The 24695-nt window shown below is 72.8% G+C and carries 29 protein-coding genes; 17 read left to right on the forward strand and 12 right to left on the reverse strand.

Annotation, left to right across the window (positions count from 1 at the left end; translation table 11 throughout):
* The first annotated feature begins 42 nt into the window (after positions 1-42).
* Together ABD285_RS14095 and ABD285_RS14100 are read left to right on the forward strand one after the other, a co-directional pair.
* Positions 43-252, forward strand: coding sequence for a hypothetical protein (locus ABD285_RS14095; RefSeq protein WP_284254988.1), 210 nt, complete (start codon positions 43-45; stop codon positions 250-252).
* A 19-nt stretch (positions 253-271) separates the two neighbouring features.
* Positions 272-1624: an acyltransferase family protein gene (locus ABD285_RS14100; RefSeq protein ID WP_284254987.1), complete on the forward strand. Its 1353-nt coding sequence runs from the start codon at positions 272-274 to the stop codon at positions 1622-1624.
* On the opposite strand, the gene ABD285_RS14105 is transcribed toward ABD285_RS14100, so the two are convergent.
* The 5 genes from ABD285_RS14105 to ABD285_RS14125 all read right to left on the reverse strand — a co-directional run bounded on the left by ABD285_RS14105 (position 1567) and on the right by ABD285_RS14125 (position 5910).
* Positions 1567-2031: a hypothetical protein gene (locus ABD285_RS14105; RefSeq protein WP_284254986.1), complete on the reverse strand. Its 465-nt coding sequence runs from the start codon at positions 2029-2031 to the stop codon at positions 1567-1569. The genes ABD285_RS14100 and ABD285_RS14105 overlap by 58 nt on opposite strands.
* 9 nt (positions 2032-2040) lie before the next feature.
* Positions 2041-2286 (reverse strand): PspC domain-containing protein, encoded by a 246-nt coding sequence (locus ABD285_RS14110; RefSeq protein ID WP_284254985.1) that lies wholly within the window; start codon positions 2284-2286, stop codon positions 2041-2043.
* A 40-nt stretch (positions 2287-2326) separates the two neighbouring features.
* On the reverse strand, positions 2327-3874 hold the full coding sequence (locus tag ABD285_RS14115; RefSeq protein WP_344203101.1) for an MFS transporter: 1548 nt from the start codon (positions 3872-3874) through the stop codon (positions 2327-2329).
* Positions 3875-3950: 76 nt separating this feature from the next.
* Complete coding sequence (locus tag ABD285_RS14120; RefSeq protein ID WP_425565041.1) at positions 3951-5489, reverse strand: DUF7059 domain-containing protein; 1539 nt, start codon at positions 5487-5489, stop codon at positions 3951-3953.
* A 43-nt stretch (positions 5490-5532) separates the two neighbouring features.
* Positions 5533-5910, reverse strand: coding sequence for a VOC family protein (locus ABD285_RS14125; protein ID WP_284254983.1), 378 nt, complete (start codon positions 5908-5910; stop codon positions 5533-5535).
* Positions 5911-5948: 38 nt separating this feature from the next.
* Between ABD285_RS14125 and ABD285_RS14130 the strand changes: the two genes are divergently transcribed.
* Positions 5949-6611 carry a TetR/AcrR family transcriptional regulator gene (locus ABD285_RS14130; RefSeq protein WP_344203105.1) on the forward strand — a complete coding sequence of 221 codons (663 nt, stop codon included), beginning with the start codon at positions 5949-5951 and terminating at the stop codon, positions 6609-6611.
* A gap of 4 nt (positions 6612-6615) precedes the next feature.
* On the opposite strand, the gene ABD285_RS14135 is transcribed toward ABD285_RS14130, so the two are convergent.
* Positions 6616-7452 carry an SDR family oxidoreductase gene (locus ABD285_RS14135; RefSeq protein ID WP_344203107.1) on the reverse strand — a complete coding sequence of 279 codons (837 nt, stop codon included), beginning with the start codon at positions 7450-7452 and terminating at the stop codon, positions 6616-6618.
* Between the two features lie 83 nt (positions 7453-7535).
* Between ABD285_RS14135 and ABD285_RS14140 the strand changes: the two genes are divergently transcribed.
* The gene (locus tag ABD285_RS14140) at positions 7536-8030 is read left to right on the forward strand and encodes an FBP domain-containing protein (RefSeq protein ID WP_284254979.1); all 495 of its coding nucleotides are present in this window, start codon (positions 7536-7538) and stop codon (positions 8028-8030) included.
* On the opposite strand, the gene ABD285_RS14145 is transcribed toward ABD285_RS14140, so the two are convergent.
* Positions 8027-8509 carry an SRPBCC family protein gene (locus tag ABD285_RS14145; RefSeq protein ID WP_284254978.1) on the reverse strand — a complete coding sequence of 161 codons (483 nt, stop codon included), beginning with the start codon at positions 8507-8509 and terminating at the stop codon, positions 8027-8029. The genes ABD285_RS14140 and ABD285_RS14145 overlap by 4 nt on opposite strands.
* A 24-nt stretch (positions 8510-8533) precedes the next feature.
* The gene (locus tag ABD285_RS14150; protein WP_284254977.1) at positions 8534-8707 is read right to left on the reverse strand and encodes a hypothetical protein; all 174 of its coding nucleotides are present in this window, start codon (positions 8705-8707) and stop codon (positions 8534-8536) included.
* 61 nt (positions 8708-8768) lie between these two features.
* Here ABD285_RS14150 and ABD285_RS14155 point away from each other — a divergent pair, with 61 nt between their 5' ends.
* Genes ABD285_RS14155 through ABD285_RS14170 form a run of 4 tightly spaced genes read left to right on the forward strand, consistent with a single transcriptional unit; the run spans position 8769 to position 10811 of the window.
* Complete coding sequence (locus ABD285_RS14155; RefSeq protein ID WP_284254976.1) at positions 8769-9038, forward strand: ArsR/SmtB family transcription factor; 270 nt, start codon at positions 8769-8771, stop codon at positions 9036-9038.
* Between the two features lie 59 nt (positions 9039-9097).
* Positions 9098-9562 carry an SRPBCC family protein gene (locus tag ABD285_RS14160; RefSeq protein ID WP_284254975.1) on the forward strand — a complete coding sequence of 155 codons (465 nt, stop codon included), beginning with the start codon at positions 9098-9100 and terminating at the stop codon, positions 9560-9562.
* Positions 9562-10365, forward strand: a complete 804-nt coding sequence (locus tag ABD285_RS14165; protein WP_284254974.1) for an alpha/beta fold hydrolase — start codon at positions 9562-9564, stop codon at positions 10363-10365. The genes ABD285_RS14160 and ABD285_RS14165 overlap by 1 nt, the downstream gene beginning before the upstream one ends.
* 5 nt (positions 10366-10370) lie before the next feature.
* Positions 10371-10811 carry a YdeI/OmpD-associated family protein gene (locus ABD285_RS14170; protein WP_284254972.1) on the forward strand — a complete coding sequence of 147 codons (441 nt, stop codon included), beginning with the start codon at positions 10371-10373 and terminating at the stop codon, positions 10809-10811.
* Here the strand turns inward: ABD285_RS14170 and ABD285_RS14175 are convergent.
* On the reverse strand, positions 10808-12196 hold the full coding sequence (locus ABD285_RS14175) for a glucose-6-phosphate dehydrogenase (RefSeq protein ID WP_344203111.1): 1389 nt from the start codon (positions 12194-12196) through the stop codon (positions 10808-10810). The two genes, ABD285_RS14170 and ABD285_RS14175, sit on opposite strands and share 4 nt — an antisense overlap.
* A gap of 75 nt (positions 12197-12271) precedes the next feature.
* Between ABD285_RS14175 and ABD285_RS14180 the strand changes: the two genes are divergently transcribed.
* From ABD285_RS14180 to ABD285_RS14190, 3 genes are all read left to right on the forward strand, one after another.
* On the forward strand, positions 12272-12490 hold the full coding sequence (locus tag ABD285_RS14180) for a KTSC domain-containing protein (RefSeq protein ID WP_284254971.1): 219 nt from the start codon (positions 12272-12274) through the stop codon (positions 12488-12490).
* 3 nt (positions 12491-12493) lie between these two features.
* Positions 12494-12997 carry a metallophosphoesterase family protein gene (locus tag ABD285_RS14185; protein ID WP_284254970.1) on the forward strand — a complete coding sequence of 168 codons (504 nt, stop codon included), beginning with the start codon at positions 12494-12496 and terminating at the stop codon, positions 12995-12997.
* A gap of 127 nt (positions 12998-13124) precedes the next feature.
* Entirely contained in the window at positions 13125-15212 is a 2088-nt protein-coding gene (locus tag ABD285_RS14190; protein WP_344203113.1) for a nuclease-related domain-containing DEAD/DEAH box helicase, read from the forward strand.
* Between the two features lie 18 nt (positions 15213-15230).
* Here the strand turns inward: ABD285_RS14190 and ABD285_RS14195 are convergent, their stop codons facing one another.
* A complete protein-coding gene (locus tag ABD285_RS14195) occupies positions 15231-16796 on the reverse strand; it encodes a cation:proton antiporter (RefSeq protein WP_284254967.1) in 1566 nt (521 codons plus the stop codon).
* A 41-nt stretch (positions 16797-16837) separates the two neighbouring features.
* Here ABD285_RS14195 and ABD285_RS14200 point away from each other — a divergent pair, with 41 nt between their 5' ends.
* A complete protein-coding gene (locus ABD285_RS14200; protein ID WP_344203116.1) occupies positions 16838-17995 on the forward strand; it encodes a hypothetical protein in 1158 nt (385 codons plus the stop codon).
* 27 nt (positions 17996-18022) lie between these two features.
* A complete protein-coding gene (locus tag ABD285_RS14205) occupies positions 18023-18889 on the forward strand; it encodes a transposase (RefSeq protein ID WP_344203118.1) in 867 nt (288 codons plus the stop codon).
* 29 nt (positions 18890-18918) lie between these two features.
* Here the strand turns inward: ABD285_RS14205 and ABD285_RS14210 are convergent, their stop codons facing one another.
* Positions 18919-19905 (reverse strand): zinc-binding dehydrogenase, encoded by a 987-nt coding sequence (locus ABD285_RS14210; protein ID WP_344203120.1) that lies wholly within the window; start codon positions 19903-19905, stop codon positions 18919-18921.
* Positions 19906-19964: 59 nt separating this feature from the next.
* Here ABD285_RS14210 and ABD285_RS14215 point away from each other — a divergent pair, with 59 nt between their 5' ends.
* Genes ABD285_RS14215 through ABD285_RS14225 form a run of 3 tightly spaced genes read left to right on the forward strand, consistent with a single transcriptional unit; the run spans position 19965 to position 22728 of the window.
* The gene (locus ABD285_RS14215; protein ID WP_344203122.1) at positions 19965-20870 is read left to right on the forward strand and encodes an NYN domain-containing protein; all 906 of its coding nucleotides are present in this window, start codon (positions 19965-19967) and stop codon (positions 20868-20870) included.
* Positions 20871-20927: 57 nt separating this feature from the next.
* Positions 20928-21941, forward strand: coding sequence for an aldo/keto reductase (locus tag ABD285_RS14220; protein WP_284254963.1), 1014 nt, complete (start codon positions 20928-20930; stop codon positions 21939-21941).
* A gap of 16 nt (positions 21942-21957) precedes the next feature.
* Positions 21958-22728, forward strand: a complete 771-nt coding sequence (locus tag ABD285_RS14225) for an MBL fold metallo-hydrolase (protein WP_284254962.1) — start codon at positions 21958-21960, stop codon at positions 22726-22728.
* 40 nt (positions 22729-22768) lie between these two features.
* Here the strand turns inward: ABD285_RS14225 and ABD285_RS14230 are convergent, their stop codons facing one another.
* Positions 22769-23221, reverse strand: a complete 453-nt coding sequence (locus tag ABD285_RS14230) for a winged helix-turn-helix transcriptional regulator (protein ID WP_284254961.1) — start codon at positions 23219-23221, stop codon at positions 22769-22771.
* Between the two features lie 53 nt (positions 23222-23274).
* On the opposite strand from ABD285_RS14230, the gene ABD285_RS14235 reads away from it, so the two are divergent.
* Complete coding sequence (locus tag ABD285_RS14235) at positions 23275-24474, forward strand: MFS transporter (protein WP_284254960.1); 1200 nt, start codon at positions 23275-23277, stop codon at positions 24472-24474.
* The last annotated feature ends 221 nt before the right edge of the window (positions 24475-24695 follow it).

Consider the following 24695-nt stretch of genomic DNA (forward strand, 5'->3'; position numbering starts at 1 on the left):
CAACCCCTGGTACCCCCGATGAGGGGGTGGGATCATACACGCATGATCACTACCGCCGATGTCATCCACGCGGATGTCGTCGAAGCGCTGCCCGGGGTCTGGCGGGTGGTGAAGGCCGACATCGTCGTGGGCTACGTGATCGAGGCGGGCGACCGCTTCGTGAGTCTGTACGGGACCGTCTACAACACCTCGGTGGAGATCGCGCAGACCCGCGACCGCGACACCGCGGTGCGCATCCTCCTCGCGCACTGACGCCCGCTAGTGTCGGCGCGTGAGTGCGCGCCCGTCCTCGATCGACCTCTCGAAAAGGGACCTGACCCTCGACCTGGCGCGCGTGTTCTGCGTGCTGCTCGTGGTGGTGATCCACCTGCTCGAGGTCGGCGTCGGCGCGGGTCCGCACGGCATCGTCGTCACGCGGCCCCTCGAGCACCAATGGTGGTTCGACGGCGTCACCTGGGTGATGCAGATCATGCCGCTGTTCTTCGTCGTCGGCGGATTCGCCGGGATGACGGCCTGGCGCAACCTGCGTCGCCGCGGGGGAACGGCGGCCGACTTCGTGCGCAACCGCGTGCTGAGGTTGGCGCAGCCCGCCCTGCCGCTCTTCGTGTTCTACGTCGCCGCGCTCGGGATCGCGACACTGGTGGGGGCTCCGCCCGCCCTCGTCGCGAGCGTCGCGGTCGGCGCCGGGTCGCCGCTCTGGTTCATCGCCGCCTACACGCTCTGCCAGGCGCTCCTCCCGGCGCTCGCGACCTGGCACGAACGCAACCGCTGGGCGCCGCTGGCGGTGCTGCTGGCGGGCGTGATCATCGTCGACGTGCTGCGTTACACCGTGCCCGGTCACCTCGATTTCAGCTACGCCTATGCGGACGTGCACGTGACTCTCGACGGCGACACGATCGGCCTGCTCGACATGCTCTTCGTCTGGCCGCTCGTGCAGCAGCTGGGGTTCTGGTACGCCGACGGCTGGTTCGATCGGCGCCGCTGGTGGCAGCTCGCGCTGCTCGGTCTCGGCGCGTGGGCGACGCTCTTCCCGATGGTCTTCGCGGGTCCGTACTCCGCCGACATGCTGACGAATCTCAACCCGCCGACCCTGCCGCTGGTGGCGCTCGGCCTCGCGCAGGCCTGCACGCTGCGGCTGCTGAAGCCGGCGCTGACCGGCCTCATGCGCACCCGTGGCGCCCGCGGCATCGTCTTCCTGGCCGGCACCCGCCTCATGACGATCTACCTGTGGCACCTGCCGATCATCATCGCGCTCGCCGGGCTCGCCCTGCTGATCCCCGGCGCGAGCCCGACGCCCGGCTCGGCGGCGTGGTGGTGGTCGCGGATCGCGGTCTACGTGCTCGTGCTCGGCCTGCTGTTCGCGCTGTCGCTGCTCGTCGGGCGGTGGGAGGCGCCTCGTGAGCTCGGGCCGACGCCGCCGATCGGGGTGGTCGCGGTGTGCGCCGCTCTGACCTTCCTGCCGACGTTCCTGGAGATCGAGCTGTTCCTGAGCCTGCCGCTCGCGGTCTTCGGCGCCGTGTGCTTCGGGATCGCCGTGCTGCTGCTCGGCCGGTGGCGCGGCGCGCGTCAGACCGCCGCGTCGCCCCGGTCGTCGGCCGCGGTGGCGCCGGATCCCGCGTCCTGAGTCGCGGAGCCGCCCCACGGCAGGAACGCGCTCACGAGCGGAGACGCGACCACGTATCCGGCGACCGCGCCCAGGAGGGCCGGGCCCCCGGCGCCGACGACGCGCTCGAGCGCATCCGGGGTGCGGGACTGCGCCCGTGAGACCGACCGGGCGAGCGTCGCGGGCTCGCTCGAGAGCGGACGCTCCCCGGTGCCGGCGCCCCGGCTGAGCTCCTCGTAGATGACCGCGCGCTGCGCGTCGGTGAGTCGCGCGAAGGCCTCGGCGTGCACCTGCTCGATCGTCGCCGACGGCGCGGTGCGCACCACGAAGCGATAGCGCTCGATCGCCGCCGCGTCCTCCGGCGGCTCGGCGCCGCCGGCATCCGGCGACGCTCCGGAGAATCCGAAGAGGCGACCGAGGAATCCCACGCCCCGAAGCTAGGCGCTCGTGCTGGAGGGCTCCTGGGGCGAACCCGGGAACGGGCTCCGCGCGACCTCCGGATCCGACGGGATGACGATCCAGCAGATCGCGTAGGCCAGCAGCTGCGAGCCGGGCAGCACGAACGACAGCACGGCCAGCACGCGCACGACGGTGACGTTCCAGCCGAACCGTCGCGCCAGCCCGGCGCACACGCCGGCGATGATGCGCCCCTGACGGGGACGGGAGAGGGTGGGTCGGTTCATGACTCCACGCTCGCCCGTCGGTGCCCGGCGCGACAGGGGGTCAGCCCCCGGATCGTGATCCGGACGACCCCTTCTCGCCGGCGTTCGCCCCGGTGTCGCCCTTCGGGTCGGTCCAGCCCTCCCGGCGCTGCTGGCGGTTGGCGAGGCTCAGCGGGTCGGCGACCTCCTCGAGCGGCTTGCGCTCCGCGTTGACCCCCAGCACGAACGTGATGATGCCGCCCAGGATCATGACGCCGGCACCGATGTAGTAGCCGACGGCCATGCCGGTGCGGTTGTGGCCGTCGCCGATGAGGCCGCCGTAGATCACCGGGCCGAGGGCGCCGAAGATCTGCGCGATCGAGAAGAAGAACGAGATGCCGCGGCTGCGCACCTCGAGCGGGAACAGCTCGCTGACCGTCAGGTACGCGCTCGAGGCGCCCGCCGACGCGAGGAAGAAGGCCGCGCTCCAGAAGATCGCCTGCACGATCGCGGTGATGGCGTTCGCCTGGAACAGCAGCGACGACGCGAGCAGGATGACGCCTGCACCGCCGTAGGTGAGCAGCACCATCTTGCGCCGACCCCACGTGTCGAACAGGTGCCCGAGCAGGATGGGGCCGAGCAGGTTGCCGATCGCGAACGGGAAGAAGTACCACGAGGTCTGCTCCTTGGGCACGTGGTAGAAGTTCGTGAGCGCCAGCGCGTAGGTGAAGAAGATCGCGTTGTACAGGAACGACTGCGTGATCATCATCGTGAGACCGACGATCGTGCGCTTCGGGTACTCGAGCACGAACACCCGCAGCAGCTGCAGGATCGGCACCTTCGTCAGCGGCGAGATCTCGATCGCCTTCGAGTCGGGCACGGTCTTCACCGGTCCCGTGGTGCGCTCGACGCGATCCTCGATGCCCTGCACCGTGGATTCCGCCTCCTCCTGGCGGCCGTGCGTCATGAGCCAGCGCGGGCTCTCGGGCACCCCGCGCCGCAGGAAGATGATGATGATGCCGAGCACCGGCCCGACGAAGAAGCCGAGCCGCCAGCCGATGCCTTCGGCGAAGATGTGGTTGTCGAGGAAGAACAGGTTGCCGAAGGCGCCGAGCGCCGCGCCCGCCCAGTAGGTCCCGTTGATCGCGATGTCGACCCGCCCGCGGTAATGCGACGGGATCAGCTCGTCGATCGCCGAGTTGATGGCGGCGTACTCGCCCCCGATGCCCGACCCGGCGATGAACCGGAAGACGAAGAAGAACCAGATCCACTGCTCGCCCGGAGGGGTGAGGCCGGCGACGAGCGTGCCGCCGAGGTAGATCAGGAGCGTGAGGAAGAACAGCTTGCGGCGTCCGAGCCGGTCGGAGAGCCATCCGAACACCAGGGCGCCGGCGACCTGACCGATGAGGTAGATCGTGCCGGCCCAGCCGATGAGCGCGGCGTTCATGTGCAGCGTGGTCGCGTAGCCGTTCTGCGACACGATCTGCGCCTCGAGCCCGTCGAGGATCCACGAGACCCCGAGCCCCACGACGATGAGGGTGTGGAAGCGCGACCACGGCAGGCGGTCCATCCGGGCGGGAACGAGGCTGCGGACGTTCTGCCGGTTCGCGGGCGCGGTCGTCGATGACATGCCCCGGACGTTACGCCCGCGACGATTCCTCGCCGGTGGCTTGCAGCCCGCGTTCAGGAGGGTCGCGCCGGATGCCTCAGGCGAGGGTCAGGAGGCCGCCGACGAGCAGCTCGCGCAGCTGCGGAACGAGTTCCGCGCGCAGCGCGACGGCATCGACCTCGAGCAGGTGGGCGACCGCGTCGACGATGACGCCGAGGCTCAGTTCGCCATCGCAGGCCCCGACCACGGCGGCCAGGCCCGTGTCCGCGCGTACCTCGCGCCGGAACCCGCCGCCCTGCCGCAGCACGATCACGCTCGGGTCCGCATCCCCCGGCCAGTGGCTGCGCTCCTCGGTGACGTCCGGCGCGACGACGGCGCGGGATGCCAGCAGCGCCTCGTCGTCGAGCGCGGCCTGCGCGTCGAACGCGGCCAGCGTCGCCGCGAGGTGCCCGCCGAGGCCGGCCGCGCTCTGCCCGTCGGCCGAGCCGCCGCCGAGGGGAGCCGCCAGGCGTTCGAGGCGGCGCAGCTTCGCCCCGGCGTCCGGACGGCGCAGCAGGATGTAGCCGAACCCGACGCCCGCGACCCGGCGTTCGGCGAAGTCGTCGAGCCACGCCGCGACGAGCTCCTCGTATCCGGGGTCGGAGTCGCGCGTGCCGCCGTCCCGGATCCAGGTCTCCGCATAGCGCGCCGGGTCGAGCGTCTCGCGCTCGACGATCCACGCCTCGAGTCCCGCCGCATCGGCCCAGCCCGTCGCGCGCTCGAGTCCCGCGACACCGGGGCGCTCCTCCCAGTTGCCGAGCAGCTGCGCGACGCCCCCGGGTGCGAGATGCCCGGCCGCTCCCGTGACGACCGCCTCGACGATCGCGTCGCCGACCATCCCGCCGTCGCGGTATTCGTAGGCGGGCACGCCCGCCGTGCGCGGGGTGATGACGAACGGCGGGTTGGAGACGATCCGGTCGAACCGCTCCCCCGCGACCGGATCGTAGAGACTGCCGAGCCGGAACTCGATGTTCGCGACGCCGTTCAGAGCGGCGTTGAAGCGGGCATATCCGAGCGCCCGCTCCGAGATGTCGGTGGCGACCACCCGGCGGCTGCGGCGGGCCGCGTGCAGGGCCTGGATGCCGCATCCGGTGCCGAGATCGAGCGTCGCGTCGACGACGTCGGGCAGCTGCAGTCCCGCGAGCGTGGCCGACGCACCGCCGATCCCGAGCACGTGGTCGGTGCGCAGCGCCCCGCCGGTCGCGAGCTCGCCGCGGTCGCTCGCGATCCACCACGAGCCGGCGCCGTGCGCGTCGAGGAACGCGTACGGGCGAAGGTCCATCGCCGGCCGGCCCGCGGCGTCGAGGAGGCCGAGCCCGCGAGCGCCGTCGAGGCCGAGGGCGGGCAACGCGGCGGACAGCTCCGGGCCGGGCACCGGCATCCCGAGCAGGAACGCGGTCGCGAGAGTCGCCGCCGGCCGGCCTGCCTGGGCGGCGAGCGCCCGGAGCGCGGGCACGCGGTCGCCGCGCTCGAGCGCCGCCTCGGCCTCGGCGCCCCACAGCGCCTCGAGCTCGTCGACGGTGTACCGCGCGGCCCTCAGATCGCGTCGCAGGCGCTCGACGAGGTCCGGATCGGGGGTGGCGAGCACGCCTCCCATCCAACCCTGTCCGCGCGCGAGCACCCGACCCGACGCACGCGGGTCAGCTCTGCGTGATCGCCACCACGTTGCCCGACGGGTCGAGCACCCACGCGATGTCGGGCCCGCGGTCGGCGGCCCGTCCGCGCACCACGCCCCTCTCGTCCTGCGGGAATCCTTCGTAGCGCTCGGGTTCGATCCCGGCGGCCGCGAGCTCGTCCATCGCGCGGTCGATGTCGTCGACCTCGAGGTAGAACACCGAGAAGCCCGCGGGCTCGTGGTCGGGCTTCGAGTACACGAACGCGTGTCCTCCGCCGGGGAACGGGAGCAGGAGTCCCTGCGGCGTATCGACGACCTCGATGCCCAGGCGGCGGTAGAAGTCGGCGGTGGCCGTAAGGTCCTTCGCCGCGAATCCGGAGTACGCCCCGCTGATGGTGACCATGCCGATCCTCTCGCCCTGCAATGTGTACGCTGTCCACAATGGCACAGCAGGATGCGTCGGTCCAGGGCGGGCGGCCCGGTGCCGCGCGCGCCGGCTATCGGCACGGCGATCTCCGACAGGCGCTCATCGACGCGGGGCTCGAGATGGCCCGCGAGGGCGGCCCGGATGCGGTGGTGCTGCGCGAGGCGACGCGCCGCGCCGGCGTCTCACCGAACGCCGCGTACCGGCACTTCGCCGATCGCTCCGCGCTCGTGACGGCCGTGAGCGACGCGGCCTCCGGCGAGGTGGCGGCGGCCATCGAACGCGAGTGGGATGCCGTCCCCCCCGCCCTGGACCCGGTCGCCACCGCGCAGGAGCACCTCCGCGCCGTCGGCCGCGGCTACCTGGGCTTCGCGCGCGACGAGCCCGGGCTGTTCCGCGCCGCGTTCACGGTGCCCGCCGACCTCGACGAGGCGTTCGGCCGCTCCAAGGCCGGGCCGGGCGGCCGGACGCCGTTCGAGCTGCTCGCGTCGGCGCTCGACGAGCTCGTCGCCGCCGGGGCGCTGCCCGAGGAGCGCCGGCCGCTCTCCGAGGTCGCGTGCTGGTCGGCGGTGCACGGGCTCGCCATGCTCGTGCTCGAGGGCCCGCTGCGCGGCCTCCCGCGCGAACTGGGCCGGGTGGCGGCCCAGCGCGTCATCGAGATGGCGGTGCGCGGGGTCTGACCCGCTACGCGGGCGACTGTCGCCCGCTGGCCTTGATCGCGAGCGGCTGATACGCGTCCCAGTTGGCCAGGCGCGCCTCGTAGTCGGGCTTGACGATGTCGAGCGCGTTGATGCCGAAGAAGACACGCAGCGGCGGCTCGGCCATGTCGACGAGCTCGAGCAGGACCGCCGCCGTCGCCGCCGGGTCGCCGGACATCGAGGCCTGGAGGCCGCGCTGGCGGGCGCGCTCCTCTCGGATCTCGTCGTACGCGGCGATGGGCGTGGCGTGCCGCGACGACGGCCCCGCCCAGTCGGTGTCGAAACCGCCCGGCTCGACGAGGGTCACGTGGATGCCGAACCGGGCGACCTCGAGCGCGAGGGACTGGCTGAATCCCTCCAGCGCCCACTTCGAGGCGTGGTAAGCGCCGATGTTCATGAAGGCCGAGACCCCGCCGATGGACGACACCTGCAGGATCCGGCCGTGGCCCTGCTCGCGCATGATCGGCAGTGCGGCCTGGGTCACCCAGAAGGCGCCGAAGAAGTTGGTCTCGAGCTGGGCGCGGATCTCCTGTTCGCTGAGCTCCTCGATCATGCCGAACTGCCCGTAGCCCGCGTTGTTGATCACGACGTCGAGCGAGCCGAAGGCGGCCGCCGCCTGCTGCACGGCGGCGACGTCCGCATCGCGGTCGGTGACGTCGAGGGCGAGGGGCAGGATCGCGTCGCCGAAGCGGGCGACGAGGTCGTCGAGGCTCGAGACGTCGCGAGCGGTGGCCGCGACCCGATCGCCGCGCTCGAGGGCGGCGATCGTCCACTCGCGCCCGAATCCGCGGCTGGTGCCGGTGATGAACCAGTTCTGTGCCATGCGCGGCAGTCTACCGGAGGGCGCCTCCGGATGTGTGATCGCGTGAGCGATCCGCCGCGACGCCTGCGTAGGCTGTCGGCAGCATGAGACCGCTCACCATCCCCGAGATCCGCGACTCGATGGTCAACGCGACCGAGGCGGAGATCGAGCACATGCCGATGCCCGGTCTGCACGAGATGGTGTGGGAGGAGCGCGAGTACCTCGGCTGGCGCGACCCGTCGTCGGCCCACCGCGGGTATCTCGTCTACTGGCGCGGCGATCGCGCGGTCGGTCTCGTGCTGCGCGCGGCGACGTCGCCGCTGAGGGCCGGCGCCGCCATCTGCTCGCTGTGCAGCACGGGCCAGCCGGGCGGACAGGTCACCCTCTTCTCGGCACCGCGCGCGGGAGAGGCCGGCCGGCGCGGCGACTCGGTCGGCACGTACATCTGCGCCGATCTGTCGTGCTCGCTGCTGATCCGGATCGCGCCCCGCTCCTACGAGCAGCTGGGCCGGCCCGGCGAGGTGCTGGCCCGCAAGTCGCGGCAACTCGAGACGCGGCTCGATGCGTTCGTGAGCCGGGTGCTGGAGGACGCGCGCTAACCGTCGCGGCGGCGCACCTCGGCGGCGATGCCGGGGAGCACGCGCCGCATGTACGGCCCCCAGAACAGCCGCACGACGGCGGCGACGATCGCCCCGCGCGCGGGCTTCGCGAAGAACGTGTACGTCCATCGCACGCGGGTGCCGCCTGCCTCGGCGTCGAAGGTCCACTCGGCCCGCGCGCGATCGACGAGCACGCCGAAGACCTTGCGGAAGTCGGTGAGCTCGTAGGCGAACCGGCTCGGCCGCTGCACCGATGTGAGCGTCTCGACGACCGACCCGCCGTCGGAGAGCAGGAGTCGCCGGGAGCGGCCCTCGGCATCCCAGTCACCGGTCTGATCGCGCACGCCGACGGTGGCGGGGATCACGCCGTGCCGCGGATAGAACCGCGCCGGATCGACGGGCGTCATGATCGCGAACGCCCGGGAGGGCGGACCGGGCACGAGGGCACTGATCGTCGCGCCGGATCCGCGGATGCCCATGGCGACGCTCGGAGCCGGATGCCGTCAGTCGGTCTTACGCAGCAGGTGGAAGGGGATCGCGAGCGAGATGCAGATGGTCAGGATGCCGCCGAAGAACATCCAGGGCGCGATCTGCACCGGCGCCGAGAAGGCGTATCCGAACAGCACGAACGACGCGAGGAACACGACCAGCGCGATCAGGAAGACGACCACCTTCATGCCGCACAGCCTACCCTGAGCCCGGCTTGCATAACCCACAGGTTTTGATAACCTACGGGTTATGAAGGACGCGCTGAGCCCGATCTTCGCCGCGCTCGCCGATCCCACGCGCCGCGCGATCCTGGCCTCCCTCACGCACGGCGACGCGACCGTGGCCGAGCTCGCGCGCCCGTTCGCGATGAGTCAGCCCGCGATCTCCAAGCACCTGCGGGTGCTCGAGGCGGCCGGACTCATCTCGCGCTCCCGGGTCGCGACCGCCCGCTACAGCCACCTCGAGGCCGCCGGATTGCAGAAGGCGAGCGAGTGGATGACCGCATACCAGCGCTACTGAAGCGAGGGATTCGACAAGCTCGACACCGCCCTCGCCCGCTATCAGGAGGAGACGCCGTCATGACCGCCGAGATCCCCGTCGCCACCGAGCGCGACGTGCTCATCACCCGCGTCTTCGCGGCGCCCCGCGAAGTGGTGTGGCGCTTCTTCACCCAGAGCCCGCGCATCGCCGAGTGGTTCGGGCCGACCGGCGTGCACGTCGATCCGGCGTCGGTGCACGTCGACCTGCGGCTCGGCGGGCGGTGGGAGCTCGACATGATCGTCGACGAGGACTGCAAGCACTCCCCCATCGCGGGCGTCATCACCGCACTCGACCCGCCCGAGCATCTCGAGATCCGGATGAGGGCGCGGCCCGACCCGGGCATGGAGCTCGACGACATCGTGCTGCGGCTGTGGTTCCACGACCACGGCGACCGCACCCGGCTCACCCTGCACCAGGGTCCGTTCGAACCGGGGTTCCGGGATCGCACCGCCGATGGCTGGGAGCTGTCGTTCGGCAAGATCGATGCGCTGGTGGCCCGCTGATGGCCGCGACGATCACCCCCGCGACCGAGTTCGCGACCTCCTCCGACGGCACCCGCATCGCCTTCGACCGGGCGGGGACGGGTCCCGTGCTGGTCCTCACCGACGGCGCCCTCTGCTCGCGCGACTTCGGGCCCGCGCGAGCGCTGCAGCAGGCGATGAGTGCGCGCTTCACGGCGATCGCCTGGGATCGCCGAGGGCGCGGCGAGAGCGGGGACACCGCCGCGTACGCCGTGGAGCGCGAGCTGGAGGACCTGCATGCCGTGATCGACGCGTGCGGCGGCGACGCGTTCGTGTTCGGCCAGTCGTCCGGCGCGGCGCTCGCCTATCGTGCCGCCGCCGCCGGCATCCCGATGCGCAAGGTGGCCGGATTCGAGGCCCCGTGGGTCGGCCGGAAGCCCGGCGAGGACTACCTCGCGACGCTCGGCGACCTGATCGGCCGCGACGAGCGGGGCAAGGCGGTCGGCTACTTCCTCACGACGATGGTCGGCGGCCCCGCGTTCCTGCCGTTCATGCTGCGGCTCATGGGCAAGCCCTGGCGCGCGATGCGGGACGCGGCGCCGACGCTCGCGTACGACGCGCGCATCATCGGAGCCGCCTTCACGCCGCCGCTCGACGAGCTCGCACGCATCGGCGTTCCGGCCCTCGTGCTCGCGGGCGGCAAGAGCCCGGCGCGGATGACCGCGGCGCAGGAGGCGGTCGCCGCCGCCATCCCGGGCGCGCAGTACCGCGTGCTCGAGCGCCAGACGCACCAGGTCGGCGAACAGGCGCTGGAACCCGTTCTGACCGCGTTCTTCGGAGGATAGGACCGGTGCCCACCTTCACCTGGACGCTCGAATCGCAGGGCGGCAACAACACCGGCTTCATCGTCCCGGATGACGTGGTGCGGGGATTCGGACGCGGCCGTCGCGTGCCGATCGCCGTCCGGATCGGCGACTACCGCTACCGCACGACGATCGTCTCGATGGGCGGCCGGTTCCTGTTCGGGGTGAACGCGCAGCAGCGCAACGACACCGGACTGCGGGCGGGCGACGTCGTCGAGGTGACCATCGAGGTCGACGACGCACCGCGGGAGGTCGAGGTGCCGCCGGCGCTGCAGGCGGCGCTGGATGCCGATCCGGCTGCGAAGGCGGCCTGGGACCGGCTCTCGTACACCAACCGCAAGGAGCACGCCCGGTCGATCGCCGAGGCGAAGGCCGACCAGACCCGGGCACGCCGCCTCGAGAAGACGCTCGCGGCGCTGCGGTCCTAGCGGCGGACCTGCACGATGTCGGTGCTGCGCCAGCTGCGCGGACCATCGGTGCCGGCCGGGTAGCTGTCCAGCGGCACGGCGTTCTTGCGCCACGCGGAGAGCACCGGGGCGACGATGCGCCAGCAGTCCTCGGCGATGTCGCCGCGCACCGAGAGCGTCGGGTCGCCGGAGCACAGCTCCGCCAGCACCTCGCCGTAGGCCGTCATGCTGCTCGGCGCGAACTCGGCGGTCATCGTGTCCCACTCCAGGTCGAAGGGGTCGCCGCGCCCGTTCGTCACGACGTCGAGCGAGAGGACGGCGGGGTTGATCCCGATCCGCAGCTGCGCCTTGCGCGAGGGACCGCTGAAGCCGATCGGCAGGTGCGGCACGTCACGGAACGTCACCACGATCTCCTGACGTGCGTCGCCGATCGCCTTGCCGGAGCGCAGGGTGAACGGCACGCCCGCCCAGCGCCACGTGTCGATCGCGACCGTCATCTCGGCGAGCGTCTCGGTCTGCAGCTTCGGGTCCACCCCGCCCTCCGAGGCGTAGGACGGGAGGCTGCGGCGGCCGACCTTGCCGGCCGTGTAGCGCGCGCGGCGGCTCGCCGTGCCGTTGCGCAGCCACGGCCGCGTCGCCCGCAGCACCTGCGCCATCGCGCCGCGCAGGTCGTCCGATCCCACCGACGACGGGGCCTCCATCGCGGTGAGCGCGAGGATCTGGAGCAGGTGGCTCTGGATCATGTCGACGAGCGCGCCCGCCTTGTCGTAGTACCCGGCCCGGTTCTCGAGCCCGAGCGCCTCCTCGACGACGATCTCGACGCTCTCCACGTTCTCGTTGGAGAACAGCGGCTCGAAGATCCGGTTCGCGAAGCGCAGCCCGATGATGTCGAGCACGGTCGACTTGCCGAGGAAGTGGTCGACGCGGAAGATCTGCTCCTCCGGCACGAACTTCTGCAGCAGCCGGTTCAGGGCGCGGGCGGAGGCGAGGTCGGTGCCGAACGGCTTCTCGAGCGCGAGCACGATGCCCTTCGGAAGCTCGAGCTTCGCGAGCTGCTTGCACAGCAGCATGGTGATCGCCGGCGGGAGGGCGAAGTAGAGCGCGACACGACCCTGCGTGGCGGCGAGCACGCGCGCCAGCTCCTCGGCCTGCGTGGCATCCGCCTGGAGGTAGAGCGACTTCTCGACGACCGCCGTGCCGAGCGCCGACGGCGATGCCGAGAACGCCTTCGTGACCTGCGCACGCCAGCGCGCGTCGCTGATCGGGCGGCGGTCGACCCCGATGAGCAGCAACCGCTGCCCGCGGTCGGAGGCGAGGAACGACGCGAGCCCGGGCAGCAGCAGCCGCGACGTCAGGTCACCCCCCGCACCGAAGATGACGAGCGTTTCGATGGGGGCCCCGGGCATGATGCGAGGCTAGCGCGCGCCCACTGCCGGTACGCTCGGCCCATGACCGACCGCGTCGTCGTCCTGGGATGACCCATGGACCGCCGGCCCGTCACCTCCTCCGTCATCCGGTCGATCGGCTACGACCTCAGCACGGCTGAGCTCGAGATCGAGTTCCGCAGCGGCGACATCTACCGCTATTACGCCGTCCCGCCCTCCGTGCACCGCGAGCTGATGGCGGCCGAGAGCCCGGGCGCGTTCTTCAACCGGCACGTCAGCGACCGCTACCCCACCCGGCAGCAGTACGAGCGCTGAGCGATGCCGACGCGCCTGGTCATCGTCAGCGACACGCACGTGCCGCAGCGGGCGCGGGCGATCCCGGATGCGCTGTGGCGCGCGATCGAGGCCGCCGACGTCGTCGTGCACGCCGGGGACTGGAACGCCGTCCCGCTGCTGGACGAGGTCGAGGCCCGCGCGGCCCGCCTCATCGCGGTGCGCGGCAACAACGACGGGCCGGATTTCGCGGACCGACTCCCCGAGGTCGCCACCGCCGACCTCGACGGCGTCGCGCTCGCGCTCGTGCACGACAGCGGGCAGGCGGCCGGTCGCGAGCGGCGCATGGACGCGCGCTTCCCGAGCATGGATGTCGTGGTGTTCGGGCACTCGCACATCCCGTGGGACAGCACCACGGCATCCGGCACGCGCCTGCTGAATCCCGGATCGCCGACCGACAAGCGCCGCCAGCCCACCGGCACCTACCTCACCGCCGTCGCGGATGCGGGCGTGCTGCGCGACGTCGAGCTCGTCCCGCTGCCGCGCTGACCCGCGGATCCCGCCGCTGCGCACCGGCACCCGAAGGGGTGCCACCCGAAGACGCGCTAGAACGACACGGGGCCGCCCCCGCACACTGGCCTCAGGGCACGGGGGGTGCCCGTGAAGGGGGTGCATCGTGGCTGGCGGGGAATCCGCGGCCCACGAGGCCGATCGCCAGCGGGCGCTCGCGGACGAGCGCGCACGACTCGAGGGCATCGCCCATCAGCTCGTGCGCACCTTCGGCGCCGCGGCCCGCGACGAACGGCGGCTGGCCCGCACGCTCATCGAACTCGAACCGCTCGGCTGGACGCTGCTCGCCGACCGGCGGTGGCCGGGGTCGGCGCAGAACGTCGACCTCGTGCTCGTCGGCCCGGCGGGCGTGGTCATCGTCGACGCCCAGGACGGGCGCGACGTGCGCGTCGACGCGGACTCCGTGCGCCGCGGCGACGTCGACGTCACCGACGAGATCGCCCGCATCGCCGATCTCGTCTACCGGCTGCAGAAGCTGCTCGCCGAGGTGGGGCTCGCGCCGGGCGAGGTCTCCGGGGTGGTCGCCTTCTCCGGGGCACCCGTGCCGACCGCGCGGCTGTTCGGCCTCACCCTGCTCGGCGAGGCCGCGGCCGTCACCGAGATCGCACGCCGCGGGCGGCGCCTCGACGCGCGACGCGTGGCCGAGCTCCGGACCGTGGTCGAGCGACTGCTGCCCCCCGCCGAGGCGCCGGGGGATCTTCTTGCCGGGGTCGAAGCGGAGGAGCCCGACGCGGACGCAATCGACGCGGAGGAGTCCGAGGCGGGGCAGCCCGAAGCGCAGGAGCTCGACGTCGCCGAGCTCGAGGCGGCGCTGACCGAGGCGACCCACGAGCAGCCCATCGAGGACTGGATGACGCTCCTGTCCCCCGACCAGGCCCGCCTCGCGCGGCGCTCCTTCTCCGGCCCCGCCCGCGTGCGCGGCGCCGCCGGCACCGGCAAGACCGCGGTCGCCCTGCACCGGGCCGCCTACCTGGCCCGCACGACCCCCGGCCGGGTGCTCGTCACGAGCTACGTGCGCACCCTCCCCCGCGTGATGGCGGGCCTCATGCAGCGCCTCGCGCCCGACGTCGCCGACCGCATCGAGTTCGCCAGCGTGCACGCGATCGCGCGCCGCCTGCTCACCGAGCGGCGCGGTCCGGTGCCGGTCGATGCGCCCGCCGCCGACGACGTGTTCCGCGACCTCTGGGTCAAGCTCGGCGGCGCGACCCCGCTCGCCGCGATCGACCCCGCACCGCAGTACTGGCTCGAGGAGCTGCACCACGTCATCAAGGGGCGCGGGCTGACCGCCTTCGACGCCTACGAGACGCTCCCCCGCGCCGGGCGGCGGCGTCCGCTGAACCGCGACCAGCGTGCGGCGATGTGGCGGCTCTACGTCGCGTACGAGCAGGAGCTGCGCCGGCGCGGCATCCTCGACTGGGACGACCTCGTGCTCGAGGCGGAGGCGAGCCTGCAGGCCGAGCCGCTCGACCGCTACGACGCCGTCATCGTCGACGAGGCGCAGGACCTGTCGTGCGCCATGCTCCGGATGCTGCACCTGCTCGTCGGCGACCGTCCCGACGGCCTGCTGCTGGTCGCCGACGGCCGCCAGAGCATCTACCCCGGCGGCTACACGCTCGCCGAGGCCGGCATCTCCGTCGCGGGACGCGGGGCGGTGCTCACGACGAACTACCGCACGACCGCCGAGATCGCGGAGTTCGCGGCGACGATCCTGCAGGGCGAGACCTCGCTGGACATCGAGGGGGCGCCCGACGAGATCGCGGCGGCGACGCTGCGGCACGGACCCGAGCCGGTGCGCCAGAGTTTCGAGTCGAGGGCGCTGCACGACGAGTCCTTCGTGGAGCACGTGCGCGGCATCCGGGCGGCCGGCGGGCGGCTCGGGGACATCGGCGTGCTCGCACTGTCGAACCTGGTCGCGCAGGAGGCGGCGGCCGCGCTCGAGGAGGCGGGCATCCCGACCGTCGAGCTGGAGCGCTACGACGGGATGCCGGTCGACGCCGTCAAGGTCGGAACGATCAAGCGCGCCAAGGGCCTCGAGTTCACCGACGTGCTCGTCGTGCGCGCACCGCTGCACCTCGTGCGCCCGCTCTCGAGCGACGCGGATCCCGCCGTCATCGAGCGCCGCGACCTGCAGCGCCGCGAGCTCTACGTCGCCATGACCCGCGCCCGCGAGCACCTCTGGGTCGGCGTCGCGTAGCCTCCCGCGCCGGGGGCGCTACTTCTCGCCCATCCGCAGCGCCGTCTCCTCCGCGTCGATCGACGCGAGCACGGCGAGCACCGCGGGCTCCTGATAGCGGTTCTCGCGGCGGGCATCCAGCACCGCGGCGCGCTCCGCCTGGATCATCGCCATGCGCAGCCGCCGGTACGCCGTCGTCGGATGCTCAACCTCCGGCTCCACCGGCATCGCGTCGACCGCGCCGTGGAACTGCGCCACGCGCCGCAGGTGGTCCACGACCTCGTCCGGGTCGTTCTCCGCGACGACCCGGTCGAGCTCGGCCTCGCCCGCCGACCGCACCTCCGCCAGGAGGTTGCCGCGCTCCGCGAGCTCCTGCGCGATGTTGGGCGGCGGCAGCTTGAGCATGCGCAGGATCGGCGCGAGCGCCAGGCCCTCGAGCAGTGTGCCGAGCACGACGACGAACGCGAGGAACTGCAGGAAGGGTCGCTGCGGGATGTCGGGCAGCAGGAACGCGGCGACGAGCGTCACGACCCCGCGGATCCCCGCCGCCGACACCCCGGCCGCGTTGCGCCAGCTCCAGCTGCGGGCCCGGATGAACCGCGGCCCGTGCCGGTAGACGAGCGTGAGCGCGAAGACCCACACGACCCGCGCCACGACGAGGGAGAGCAGGATGCCGAGGCACGCCGCGATGGTGCCCCAGAGGCCAGGCCCGTGGTCCCATGCGGCGACCACGATGTGCCGGAGGCTGAGCCCGATGAACAGGAACACGGCGTTCTCGAGCAGGTACTCGATGGTGCGCCAGTTGATCCGCTCCGCGACCCGGGCCTCCGCCGACTGCACCGTGGGCGACCGGTAGCCGAGCAGCAACCCGGCGATGACGACGGCGAGCACGCCGGAGCCGAACAGCAGCTGCGCCGCGATGAAGGCGAGATACGGCGTGATGAGCGACAGGCTCGTGTCGAGCACGGGGGCCCGCAGCTGCCGGCGCACGAGCGAGACGAGCCAGCCGACGAGCAGGCCGACGCCGACCCCGACGACGATCTCGAGCGCGAACTCGCCGACCACGAGTCCGGGGTTGAGCACCGTCACGGTCGCCGCGATCGCCGCGTTGAGGGTGACGAGCGCGCTCGCGTCGTTGAGCAGGCTCTCCCCCTGCAGGATCGTCACGAGCCGCCGGGGCAGCGACGTCGAGCCGGTCACCGACGACACCGCCACGGCATCCGTCGGGGCGATGACGGCGCCGAACGCGACCGCCGCGGCCAGACCGAGCCCCGGGACGAGCAGCCAGGTCGCGACGCCGGCGACGAACGCCGTGAACACCACGAGACCCACCGACAGGGCCAGGATGCTGTCGCGTCTCGCGCGGACATCCCGGAACGAGGTCTGGATGGCGGCCGCGAACAGCAGCGGCGGCAGCACGCCGTAGAGGATCGCCTCCGGATCGATGGTGATGTCGGGCACGCCCGGCACGAACGAGGTGCCGGCGCCGACGACGACGAGTGCGATCGGGGCCGACCAGTTCACCCGCCCGGAGAGTCCGGTGACCGTGACCGTCAGCAGCACGAAGCCGACGATCCAGACGATCGTCGCGACGGTGGCGCTCACGGCCTTCACGGTAGCGGAGCCGGGCGTGTCAGGATCGGACCGTGCGCGTGCTGGGGCGGACGCTGCCGCTGGGTGCGGCGCTGGTCATCATGTACGCCCTCTCGCGCGTGCTGTCGACCGGATTCCTGCTGCTCGCGTGGGCGATTCCGCACCACCAGCCGCACGCCTACCTGGAGCCGGGCCCCGGTTTTTCGGGGTTCCTCACCTCGTGGGATGCGCTGTGGTACCGGCAGATTGCGTTGCACGGGTATCCGCCGCACCTGCCGCTCTTCCCGAACGGCGACGTCTCGTACAACGCGTGGGCGTTCTTCCCGGTGTACCCCGCGATCGTGCGCGGCGTGATGACCGTGACCACGCTGCCGTTCGAGATCGCGGGGCCGCTGGTCTCGACGATCGCGGGCGGTGCGGCCGTGTTCGCGGTGCACCGCGTCGTCCGGATGCGGTTCGGCACGCGGGCCGCGTGGTGGGCCGCGGTGTTCTTCGCATTCGGGCCGATGTCGTGGATCCTGCAACTGGCCTACGCCGAGTCGCTGTTCCTGTTCCTGCTGTTCTGGGCGATCGCCGCGATGATGCGGCGCCGGTACCTGGTCATGATCCCGTTCGCGGTGCTCGCGTCGTTCACGCATCCGGGGGCGCTCGCCCTCGGCGCGGCGCTCGTCATCAAGGCGATCGTGCGGCTCGCCCGACGGCAGCCGATCGGCGCGCGGCACTGGGCGGGCGCGCTCTCGGCGATCGTGGTCGTGCTCGCGGCGGGCATCGCGTGGCCGCTGATCGCCGCGGGCGTCACGGGCGACCCGAGCGCGTACTTCGACACCGAGTTCGCCTGGTGGCAGGACTTCATCGGACGCACCCTGCTGATCCCGTTCACCCCCGCGTTCGTGCTGTATCAGCGCCTGCTCGGGGTGTGGGGCGTCGTGCTCGTGGCGGCGGTGCTCATCGGGTTCGCGGCGCTCATGGTCAGCCGGACCGGGCGCCGGCTCGGCACCGACCTCTGGGCGTTCGTGTTCGGCTACGTCGGGTACCTGGCCGCGGTGTTCCTGCCGACGCAGAGCCTCATCCGGCTGCTCATGCCGCTCTCGCCGCTGTTCGGGCATCCGTTCTTCACGGGGTCGCCGCGCCGCCGCTGGATCTCGTTCGCCCTCGGCGTCGCCCTCCAGCTGCCCGCGATCGAACTGCTCTGGGTCGCCTTCCCCCCGTAGGCGCCCTCGCTGCGAGAACATGGGGGCATGGAGCTCGGCGACGTCGCGGACGAGCTCTACGCGCTCGCCCCGCAGGACTTCATCGCGGCGCGCGACGCCCGGGCGAAGGACCTGCGTGCTGACGACCGGGCGCTCGCGGATGCCGTGAAGGCGCTGCGCCGGCCCGCTCCCGTCGCGTGGGCGGTGAACCTCCTCGCGCGCGACGACGACCTCGACGAGCTCGAGGCCCTCGGCGAGAAGCTGCGTGCGGCGCAGCAGTCCGCCGACCGGCAGGCGATCACCACGCTCGGCAGGCAGCGCCGGGAGCTCGTGCGCACGCTCGCCGCGCGCGCGGGCGAGCTCGCCGACGCGGCCGGGCACGCCGTGTCGCAGACCGTGCTCGACGAGGTCGCCGAGACCCTGCAGGCGGCGATGGCCGATCCGGATGCCGCGGCCGCCGTGCGCTCCGGCCGCCTGCTGCGGGCGCTCGAGAGCGTCGGCTTCGAGCCGGTCGAGCTCGAGGGGGCGCTCGCGGTGCCCGAGGGCGTGGCGAGCGCGCCGAAGCCGGGGCGCAGAAAGGGCCCGCGAGCGGTCACCGACCCGGATGCCGAACTCCGGCGGGCGCGCGCCGACGCGGACGCCGCCGTGGCCGACGCGCGCCGCGCGGTCGAGCGGGCCGAGCAGGGCACGCACGAGCTGGCCGACCGGGCCGCCGAGGTCGACCGGCGGCGCGAGGAGCTGGAGACCGAGATCGACGATCTCGAGCGCAACCTCCGCGACGCGAAGAAGGGGCTCGCCCAGGCGGAGCGCGAGCTGCAGCGACTCGACCGCGACCGTGGTGGCGCCGAGCGCCGGGCCGACCAGGCGCGCACGGCGCTGCGCCGCGCCCAGGAGCGCCGCGACAGCCTCGACTGACCGGGCGTCAGGTCAGGGGGTCAGGGGGGTCAGGGGGTCAGGACGATGCGACCGATCGTGCCGTATCGCGTGCGCGGCAGGGCGCCCGCGTCGAGCAGCTCGTGGGCGCGGCGGGCGTCGGCGAAGGCCAGCACCTCCCCGATGTCGCAGGTGAGCGGGCGCGCGCGGTGCATCCCGTCGATCCAGGCGGCCGCCGCCGCGAGCTCCGGCGCGGTCATCGCGCTCATGATGAAGCCGGCGATGACGAGCTCCCGGGTCTCGACCTCCCACAGGTCGAGGTCGGCGCGGCTGCGCCCGGCCACGAGCACGACCCGTCCGCGCGGCGCGAGGTGCGCGAGCGCGGCGGCGGTGTCGATGCGGCCGGTGGTGTCGACGAGCACGTCGAGGGGGCCATCCGCGGCGGCGGCCGCCACGGCATCCGGAGCTCCGGCGACCACGACCGTGTGGGCGCCGAGCTCGCGCAGCCGGTCACTCGCCGCGTCGTCGCGCACCGTCGCCACCACGCGCGCGCCGACGGCCGCCCCGACCTGGATGAGCGCCTGCCCGATCGCGCCGGTGCCGCCGATCACCGTCAGCTTCTCGCCCGGCTGCAGCGCCGCGCGGCCCACGAGCACGCCGTGCGCGGTCGCCCCCGCATGCACGGCCGCCACGAACGCGACCGGATCGGCGCCCTCCGGCAGTGGATAGAGCCGGTCCTGTTCGACGGGCACGAGCTCCGCCGTCGCGCCGGCCCGTCCGCCGTAGCCGGCCGAGTTGGTCCAGACCGCATCGCCGACCGCGAACCCCGCCGCCCCCTCGCCGAGCGCGATCACCGTGCCGACGAGGTCGCGCCCGAGCACGGCGGGCGAACGCAGGGGCGTGGCCCAGCGTCCGGAGCGGACGATCGCGTCGACGGCATCGACGCCGACCGCCTCGGGGCGCACGAGGATCTCGCCGGGGCCGGCCACGGCATCCGGGATCTCGCCGTACCGGATGACGTCGGGCCCGCCCGTCGTCTCGAAGAACGCCGCACGCATGGCCTCATCCTGCCCCGCCGCGTCCGGCCGCTCCACGGGCGGGCCAGTAGGCTCGCCCCATGGCCGAACCCTCCGAAGGGCGCGTCGGCGTCTACCTCGACTTCGACAACGTCGTCATCTCCCGTTACGACCAGCTGTTCGGGCGCGGCGAGTTCTTCCGCGACGGCGCACGGCACGCGGCGAACGAGACGGCGACGAAGCGGCTCGCGGAGGCCACGGTCGACATCGGCGCGATCCTCGACTACGCGGCGTCGTTCGGCACGATCGTGGTCAGCCGCGCCTACGCCGACTGGTCCGACCCGGCGAACGCCGGCTACCGCACGCAGCTGATCAACCGCGCCGTGGATCTCGTGCAACTGTTCCGGGTGACGGCCGCGGGCAAGAACGGCGCCGACATCCGGCTCGCGGTCGACGTGCTGGAGGACCTGTTCCGGCTCGAGGATCTGACCCACGTCGTCATCATCGCGGGCGACTCCGACTACATCGCCCTCGCGCAGCGCAGCCGCAAGCTCGGCCGCTCGGTCATCGGCGTCGGGGTCGCGGGCTCCACGAGTCGCGCGCTCATCGCGGCGTGCGACGAGTTCACCGACTACGACGCGCTGCCCGGCGTCGAACCGCGCCCCCCGGCACCGAAGCGCACCCGGCGATCGGGGTCGGCCGCCGCGACCGAGGCGGCCGCGGCCGACGCCGCCACACCGGAGGAGGACGACGACGACACCGATGTCCACTCCCCGCAGGGGGCGACCGACCTGCTGCTGCGGGCGCTGCGCGTGGTCGAGTCGCGCGGCGATGAGGAGTGGATCAGCAACTCGCAGCTGAAGAACCAGATGCTGCGCATGGACCCCTCGTTCAAGGAGAAGTCGCTCGGCTTCAAGTCGTTCACCGACTTCCTGTCGTCGCGCACCGATGTGATCGAGATCAAGAAGGGCGCCGCGGCGAACGCGCCGCGCATCCGCACGCGTTAACCGGAGGCTGTCTCCTATAAGGTGGAGGTGCCCTCCACTTCTCGATAGGAGACCCCCATGACCTCGCCCCGCACCCTCGGCACGACCGGCATCTCGGTCGGCGACACCGCCCTCGGCACCATGATGTTCGGCCAATGGGGCAACCCGGATCACGCCGAGGCGGTGCGCATGATCCACCGCGCGATCGATGCCGGCGTGAACCTCATCGACACGGCCGACGTCTACGCGAACGGCGAGACCGAGGAGATCGTCGGCGAGGCGCTCGAGGGCCGGCGCGACGAGGTCGTGCTCGCCACCAAGTTCGGCATCCCCAACGCCGGCGACCCGAATCGGCAGGGCGCCTCGCCGCGCTGGATCCGGCTCGCCGTGGAGGCCAGCCTGCGTCGGCTCCGCACCGACTGGATCGACCTCTACCAGCTGCACCGCTACGACTGGACGACCGGCCTCGACGAGACGCTCGGCGCCCTGACCGACCTGCAGCGTGAGGGCAAGATCCGCGCGTTCGGGCACTCGTCGTTCCCCGCCGAGAAGATCGTCGAGGCGCAGTGGGTGTCCGAACGTCGCGGCCATGCCCGGTTCCAGACCGAGCAGCCGCGCTACTCGATCGTCAACCGGGCGATCGAGAACGCGGTGCTGCCCACCGTGCAGCGCTACGGGATGGGCGCCCTCAGCTACGGCCCGCTCGCCGCCGGCTGGCTGAGCGGGCGCCCGCTCGCCGAGAGCAACCGCGCCAAGCGCACCCCGCACGTCTTCGACACCGCCACGCCCGAGAACACACGCCGTGCCGAGATCGTCGAGCGGCTGCAGGCGGTCGCCGACGGGGCCGGGATGCCGCTCCCGCACCTCGCGACGGCGTTCGTGCGTGCGCACCCGGCGATCACCGCCGTGATCATCGGGCCGCGCACCCCCGAGCAGCTCGAGGACTCGCTCGCCGCGTCCGACGTCGTGCTCGGCGATGACGTGCTGGATGCGATCGACGCGATCGTGGCGCCGGGCACCGATGTCAACCCGGGCGACATGTACCACACCACGCCGCCGTCGATCGCCGACCCGCGCGCGCGGCGCCGCTGACCGCCAGACTGGATCGGTGAGCACCGACACCGTCACCGTCACCCTTATCGGCGGTCCCACCCTCCTCATCGAGGTCGCCGGCATCCGGATCCTCACCGATCCGACCTTCGACCCGCCCGGCGAGTACCCGAGCGGGCCGAGCGTGCTGGTGAAGACGACCGGGCCGGCGCTGACCCCCGAGCAGGTCGGGGCGGTCGACGTGGTGCTGCTCTCGCACGACCAGCATCCCGACAACCTCGACGCCGCCGGACGGGCGTTCCTCGCGACGGTGCCGCTCGTCGTCACGACCACGGCGGCGGCCGAGCGCCTCGGCGGCAGCGCGGTCGGCGTCGAACCGTGGCGGCGCACCGAGACGAGCCTGCCCGACGGGCGCACCCTCACGATCGGCGCGGTGCCCGCGCAGCACGGGCCCGATGGCTTCGCCGCGAGCTCCGGGCCCGTGATCGGGTTCGTGCTCTCGGGCGAGGGCATCCCGACGACGTACGTCAGCGGCGACAACGCCGCGGTGCGGGTCGTCGAGGAGGTCGTCGACAACCAGGGTCCGATCGAGGTGGCCGTGCTGTTCGGCGGGGGCGCCCGCACGAGGCGGCTGGACGCCTACCTCACCCTGCGCGCGGACCAGGCGGTGCGCGCCGCCCGGCTGCTCGACGCGCGGGCGATCGTGCTCGTGCATGCCGAGGGCTGGCGGCACTTCAGCCAGGGCCAGGCCGACTTCGCCGACGCGTTCGCGGCCGCGGGTCGCTCGGAGCTCGTGGTGCTGGCGCCCGGCGAGCGCCGGGTGCTGTAGCCCGCGGCGCTCCGACGGGGGCGCTCCCGCCCTGGATGCCCTAGCCGGCTTCGCTCGGCAGCACCGCGACGGCGGCGATGTCGACGCTCCGGCCGTCGTCGTCGACGAACGCGACGTGCAGCGGGCGACCCGTGGCGGCCTCCACGTATCGCGAGGCCGGCGACAGGTCAGTCGGCAGGTGCCGCGTGCCCCACTGGTGGAGGCCCGCGAGCACGGGGGCGAGGTCCTCGCCGGCGGGCGTCAGCACGTACTCCTCGCGCTCGCGCGCGCCGCCCTCGCGGTAGGTGCGGCGCTCGAGCACGCCGAGGTCGACGAGCTTGCCGAGCCGGTCCGCGAGCACATCGGGCGCGACGCCGAGCCGGCTCCGGATGTCGCTGAAGCGCGTGTGGCCGAGCCGCACGTCGCGCACGACGAGCAGCGTCCACTTCTCCCCCAGCACGACGAGCGACCGCGCGATCGAGCAGCGCTGGTTGACGAGAGTGGGCGACTTCATGGGTTCATGATAGCTCAGTTGTTTTTTCCTAGCCAGGGTGTATCGTCGTCCGCATGCCCACGCTCTCGCCCCGCGCCTCGTTCTGGACCGCCGCCGCCGTGGCGGGTCTCGCCCTCTGGGCGAGCGGTGCGCCGTCGATCGTCTACCCGCTCTACGAGTCGCAGTGGCACCTCAGCCCCGCCGTCGGCACGCTGATCTTCGCCGCCTACCCGATCGCACTCATCCCGACGCTGCTCCTGTTCGGCAACCTCTCCGACCACGTCGGCCGCCGGATCGCGATCCTCCTCGGGCTCGTCGCCCTCGGTCTCGGCTCGGTCGCCTTCGGGCTCGCGACCGGCCTGCCGGAGGTGCTCGTCGGCCGGGCGCTCATGGGCGTCGGCGTGGGGCTCTCGCTCGGCCCCGCCACCGCCGCGATGATCGAGTTCGGTGGACCGTCGCGCGCCCCGCGTGCCAGCTCCGTGACGACCGCGTCGACGGCGACCGGACTCGCCCTGGCCACCCTCGTCGGCGGCGCCCTCGTGCAGTACGCGCCCCTCCCCCTGCATCTGTCCTTCTGGGTTCTCGTGGCGGCGGTGCTCGTCGTGGGCGTGCTCGCGCTCTTCCTGCCGCGGGTGCGCGCCGCGGATGCCGGCCCCTGGCGCCCGCGCGCCCCGTACGTCCCGGCGGGTCTGGGTCGCATGTTCGCCGCCGGTGCTCTCGGCATCTCGGCCGCGTACGTGGTCGGTTCGGTCTTCCTCGCCCTCGGCGCGCAGGTCGCGCGAGAGCTGATCCAGTCGTCCGACGCGTTCGTCGACGGCGCGGTGCTCGCGGTCTCGGCGGTCTCGATCGGCGTCGTCGCGATCCTGGCCCGGCGGCTGCGACCGCGCCGCGCGCTCGGCGCCGCGCCGTTCGTGCTGCTGGTCGGCGTCGCCGCCCTCGTCGCGTCGGGCGCGACGCACTCGCTGATCCTGTTCGTCGCATCGTCGGTCGTCACGGGAGCCGGCTACAGCCTGCTGTTCGCGGGCGGCCTGGGCGTGATCGCCCGCTACGCCCCCGCGCACCACCGCGCCGCCATGATCTCGGCCGTCTACGCGATCGGCTACCTCGTGCAGGCCGGGTCGGCGGTCGCCCTCGGGTTCATCGCCACGGCATCCGGGCTCCTCGTCGCGATCGAGCTCGGCTCCATCGCCGTCGTGGCGCTCGGGGCCGCGGCCGCCATCGTCGCGAACGCCGGCCCGCGGGGTGCGCTCACCCGTCCCGTCACCATCCCCTGACCCGGCCCGGTCGCGGGCGCCCGGCCGGGCCTTGTCACCAGCCCGGCCCCGTCACCGGCTCGGTGCCGGGAGGCGCTGACTCCCACTTCGCCCCGTCGCGCACCGCGGAGGCTCGCGGGCGGGTGCCCTCCGAACGCCATGTGAACTGCGCCTCACTGTGAGGCGCAGTTCACATCGCGTTTCGAGTACGCACCACCCCCGGAGCGCCCCGCACTCCCGGC

Source organism: Pseudolysinimonas kribbensis (assembly GCF_039531715.1).
In the GTDB taxonomy this organism is placed as follows: domain Bacteria; phylum Actinomycetota; class Actinomycetes; order Actinomycetales; family Microbacteriaceae; genus Pseudolysinimonas; species Pseudolysinimonas kribbensis.